This is a genomic window from Blastomonas sp. (assembly GCF_041747255.1).
GTDB lineage: Bacteria > Pseudomonadota > Alphaproteobacteria > Sphingomonadales > Sphingomonadaceae > Blastomonas.
The window spans coordinates 1-4,442 of the sequence record NZ_JBGTFM010000362.1 but is presented as its reverse complement, the minus strand read 5'-3'; the positions used below and the strand labels follow the sequence as shown (position 1 = coordinate 4,442).

Sequence of the window (4,442 nt, the reverse complement as noted above, 5' to 3'; positions counted from 1 at the left end):
GGCTTCACGATCACCAAAATCACGATCACCGCCGCCGCAATCCCCGGCACCTCGTTGACCAGCCGCAGCTGCTTGCCGGTCAGCTTGCGCTCGCCTTTGGCCAGTTTGCGCGCATAGCCAATCATCCAGCCGTGATAACCGCTGAGCAGCAAGACAAACAGCAGCTTGGCATGAAACCAGCCCTGCTGAAACGCACCAATCTGCACCGCCAGCACCAGCCCCAGCAGCCAGACGATGATCAGCGACGGATTGAGGATGATCTTCTTGAGCTTGGCTTCACGCTCCACCCAGAGCGCAGCTTCGGGTGATCCGGCGGCGACCTCCTGATGATAAACGAAAAAGCGCGGCAGCATGAACAGCCCCGCCATCCAGAAGATCACGAAAATCAGATGCGCGGCCTTCAGCCAGAGATACAGCATGGAAAATACATAATCCGTGATCAGGAGGAGGTCATTCATCGGGCCAGCCCGCTTGCACCAGCGGAAGCGGCTATACGCCCCGCTTCACAAGTGTAAGCAGTGCGTGAACATGTTCAATGGGGGTCTGCTGTAATATACCATGGCCCAGATTGAATATATGCGGACGCCCTGCAAAAGTACGCAGGATATGCGCGACCGCGCTTTCCAGCGCCTCACCGCCTGCAAGCAACGCCAGCGGATCGAGATTGCCCTGCACAGGCATGGTCTCGGCGATGTTCGCCGCAGCCCACACCGGATCAATGGTTTCATCGAGCCCGAGCGCATCAACGCCGGTTTCGCGCGCATAAGATGCGAGCTTTTCACCCGCGCCCTTGGGGAAGCCGATCACCGGAGTGCCCGGACGCCGTTCATGGATGGCAGCGACAATGCGGATATTGGGCGCGATCACCCAGCGTTCGAACTGCGCCGGTGACAGCGATCCCGACCAGCTGTCAAACAACTGCACCGCGTCGACCCCTGCATCAATCTGGCCGATGAGATACTCGATGGTCAGATCAACGATGGCATCGATGATCGCCTGGAACGCGACGGGATCACGATAGGCATATTCGCGCGTTGCGTGCTGATCGCGGCTGCCCTCGCCGTTGACCATATAGGTCGCAACCGTCCAGGCAGAGCCTGCAAAGCCCAGAAACGCCTTGTCAGGGCTCAGGTCCGCCTTGACCAGCCGCACCGTCTCGTAGATCGCCTCAAGGCGTTCAGGGACCGCTGTCAGGCCCTCCAGCGCATGATCGACCAACGTAGGCGAGAGATGCGGTCCCTCGCCTGCCAGAAACTTCAGATCCTGCCCCATCGCATAGGGGACGATCAGGATATCGGAAAACAGGATGGCGGCGTCAAATTCAAACCGGCGCAGCGGCTGCAGCGTGATTTCAGCCGCCGACGGGCTGTCATAGACGAGTTCAAGGAACCCGCCCTTCTCGGCCCTCAATGCGCGATATTCGGGCAGATAGCGGCCCGCCTGACGCATCATCCACATCGGCGGCACCGGGGCCACCTTGCCAGCCAGACAATCGAGCAGAGGCGCGTTGCGGGTCGCGGTTTGAACCATGCTGTCTTCCATCTTTCTTATTATATCCTTTATAGTGGAATCTGTAGAATAAGGCGGCTGGATAACCGGTGTTGCCGTCTCTTGCCGCATTCATCGACAGATTGACAGGCCGGATAAACCATCTGCCAGCCGAGTCGCAGGATTTTTCCCGTTTTTCAACAGCCTGTCGATAAGTTCATCCCGTGTGGATAAGCCATCGCACGAAACACCGCCTAGCGTTGAACGTTTGCGGGTCGGGTTTTACCCACAACATCATGCCTTGATTTATCCCCGCGCTGCCCACAGACCAGAGCCATGAGCCGCCTCCACCTTCATCTCCTGTCAGATTCCACCGGAGAGACGCTGGAGAATATCGCCAAGGCAGCGCTGGCGCAATTCGACGGGGTTGAGGTGATCCGCCATTTCTGGCCGATGGTGCGGTCAGAAACGCATCTCGACCGGATTCTGGACGAGGTGGCTGCCAATCCCGGGCTGGTGCTGTTTACTTTGGTCAACCCCGATATCCGGCAAAAGCTGGAACGGCGCTGCCGGAGGCTGGGTCTGCCGGTCGTGCCCGCGCTGGATGCGGTGACCGATGCGCTGTCGAATATGCTGGGGCAAGAGGCCAAGGCGCGGCCCGGGCGACAGCATGTGCTTGACGCCGCTTATTATGCCCGCGTCGAGGCGATCCAGTTCACGATCGCGCATGATGACGGGCAGAACTGGGAAAACTGGGAGGCGGCTGACATCCTGCTCGCCGGCGTATCGCGTTCGTCCAAGACGCCGACCTCGATCTATCTCGCCAATCGCGGTTACAAGACCGCCAATATTCCCATTGTGATCGAATCCCCGCCGCCGTCTGCGTTGTTTACGTTGCGGCATCCGCTCGTCGTCGGCTTGACCACCAATGTCGACCGGTTGATCGCAGTGCGCAGAAACCGGCTGTTGTCCTTGAATCAGGCACCGGAAACCGACTATGTCAATGATGACAAGGTAAAAGCCGAGCTGGCCTTTGCGCGGCGCATGTTTGCGGATAATGGTTGGCCGGTGATCGATGTGACCCGTCGTTCGATTGAAGAATCTGCTGCAGCAATCATCAACCTGTTCAACACCCGCGAAATGGCGCAGGCTCAGGCGAAGGACCAGGGTGTGGTGGCAGATGAAGCATAAAGGACACAGACATGCTGATATTAGCATCCCAGAGCACAGCCCGGCGCGCGATGCTGGATGCAGCCGACGTGCCCTTCACCGTCGTGGCCGCGCACATCGATGAATCTGCCATTCGCGGTTCGTTGCATGCCGAAGGCACAACCGCGCGCGATATTGCCGATGCGCTGGCTGAAGCGAAGGCGATGCGCGTCGGCGCGCGCCGCCCGGAATCGATGGTGTTGGGGTCCGACCAGATTCTGGAAACAGCCGAGGGCGACATGCTGTCCAAGCCGCAGACCCCCGATGATGCGATCCGCCAGCTTGAGGCGCTGTCGGGCAAGCCGCACCGGCTGTGGAGCGCAGCGGTGATCGTGGAGGGCGGACGGCCGATCTGGCGGCATGTTGAAAAGGCGGTGATGCACGTGCGGCCGCTGGGCAGCGCATTTGTGCGTGACTATGTGGATAAACACTGGGAAACCATTGGATACACCGTGGGTTGCTATGAAATCGAAGGGCCCGGCGCGCAGCTGTTCAGCCAGATCGAGGGCAGCTATTTTGCGGTGCTGGGCATGCCGTTGCTGCCGCTGCTCGGGTTCCTGCGTGAACGTGAGCTGATGCCGACATGAGCAGAGCCGAGTGAGCGCTGCGGGCACGCGGCCCTATGCTGAGGTTATCGGCGATCCGATTTCGCACAGCAAATCGCCGCTGATTCACGGCTTCTGGCTGGAGGCGCTGGGGATCGATGCCGATTATCGCGCCTGCCAAGTCAGCGCTGATGGTCTTGGTGAGTATATCGCGTTGCGCAGCGCCGATCCGCTGTGGCGCGGCTGCAATGTCACCATTCCGCACAAGATTGCGGTGATGGACCATGTCGCCGACCCCGGCGCAGTGCGCGACAGCATCGGCGCGATCAACACCATCGTACGCGACGAGCACGATGCGGTGATGGGCACCAATACCGACGCGGGCGGTTTTTACACACCGCTGGCCGACAGCGACTTTTCCGGCGCTGACATCGCCATAGTCGGCGCAGGCGGCGCGGCGCGCGCGGTGTTGTTCGCCCTGTCGCGGATGGATGTCGGCCATGTGACCCTTGTGGCGCGCAATCCGCTCAAGGCGATGGGACTGCTCGCAGCTTTCGGGCTCAAAGGCGCGGTGATCGGCATGGCCGACCGGCTCCCGCCTGCCGCGCTGCTGGTCAACACCAGCCCCTTGGGCATGACCGGTTTTGATCCGTTGGCGCTTGACCTGTCGCCCTTGCCTGAGGACGCCGTCGTCTATGACATCGTCTATGCCCCGCTGGAAACCGCCCTGCTGCGCGATGCGCGGGCGCGTGGGCTTGAAACCATCGACGGGCTGGACATGCTGATCGGGCAGGCGGCGCTGGCGTTCGAGATGTTTTTCAGCGCCGCCCCGCCGCGCGCGCGCGATGCAGAATTGCGCGCGCTGCTGACCGCGTGACCCGGCGGCCATGAACAAGCGGTCTCGCCTGCGCCATCGGCCCTTCATCCTGGGCCTCACCGGATCGATCGGCATGGGCAAATCGGCGGTGGCCGCAATGATGATTCGCGAGGGCGTGCCGGTGTTTGATGCCGACGCTGAAGTGCATGCGTTGCAGGGCCCGGGCGGAGCGCTGCTGCCGCGCATCGAGGCGGCGTTTCCCGGCACGACATCGGCAAAAGGCGTTGACCGCGCCAAGCTCGGCGCGGCGGTGTTTGGCAATCCGGCGGCATTGCGGAGGCTGGAACATATCGTCCATCCGGCGGTCGGCGCGGCGCGGCAGC

Annotated in this window: 6 protein-coding genes; 4 read left to right on the top strand and 2 right to left on the bottom strand. The window is 61.3% G+C overall.

The features are described from left to right. On the bottom strand, positions 1-458 hold a 458-nt coding region (locus tag ACEW8G_RS12380; protein ID WP_373488721.1), incomplete at its 3' end, for a CopD family protein. 31 nt (positions 459-489) lie between these two features. Further along, the gene (hemE, locus tag ACEW8G_RS12375; protein ID WP_373488720.1) at positions 490-1,530 is read right to left on the bottom strand and encodes a uroporphyrinogen decarboxylase; all 1,041 of its coding nucleotides are present in this window, start codon (positions 1,528-1,530) and stop codon (positions 490-492) included. 294 nt (positions 1,531-1,824) lie between these two features. Between hemE and ACEW8G_RS12370 the strand changes: the two genes are divergently transcribed. The 4 genes from ACEW8G_RS12370 to ACEW8G_RS12355 all read left to right on the top strand — a co-directional run. Next, positions 1,825-2,679, top strand: a complete 855-nt coding sequence (locus ACEW8G_RS12370; RefSeq protein WP_373488719.1) for a pyruvate, water dikinase regulatory protein — start codon at positions 1,825-1,827, stop codon at positions 2,677-2,679. Positions 2,680-2,690: 11 nt separating this feature from the next. Then, positions 2,691-3,284 carry a nucleoside triphosphate pyrophosphatase gene (locus ACEW8G_RS12365; RefSeq protein WP_373488718.1) on the top strand — a complete coding sequence of 198 codons (594 nt, stop codon included), beginning with the start codon at positions 2,691-2,693 and terminating at the stop codon, positions 3,282-3,284. A gap of 10 nt (positions 3,285-3,294) precedes the next feature. Continuing rightward, complete coding sequence (locus ACEW8G_RS12360; RefSeq protein ID WP_373488717.1) at positions 3,295-4,119, top strand: shikimate dehydrogenase; 825 nt, start codon at positions 3,295-3,297, stop codon at positions 4,117-4,119. 10 nt (positions 4,120-4,129) lie between these two features. Further along, positions 4,130-4,442, top strand: a 313-nt coding sequence (locus tag ACEW8G_RS12355; protein WP_373488716.1) for a dephospho-CoA kinase, incomplete at its 3' end; no start/stop codon positions are given.

What these genes read in the sequence shown, in the direction of transcription:
- hemE (WP_373488720.1), bottom strand. Translation starts at nt 1,530, where the DNA reads ATGGTTCAAACCGCGACCCGCAACGCGCCTCTGCTCGATTGTCTGGCT.
- ACEW8G_RS12370 (WP_373488719.1), top strand. Translation starts at nt 1,825, where the DNA reads ATGAGCCGCCTCCACCTTCATCTCCTGTCAGATTCCACCGGAGAGACG.
- ACEW8G_RS12365 (WP_373488718.1), top strand. Translation starts at nt 2,691, where the DNA reads ATGCTGATATTAGCATCCCAGAGCACAGCCCGGCGCGCGATGCTGGAT.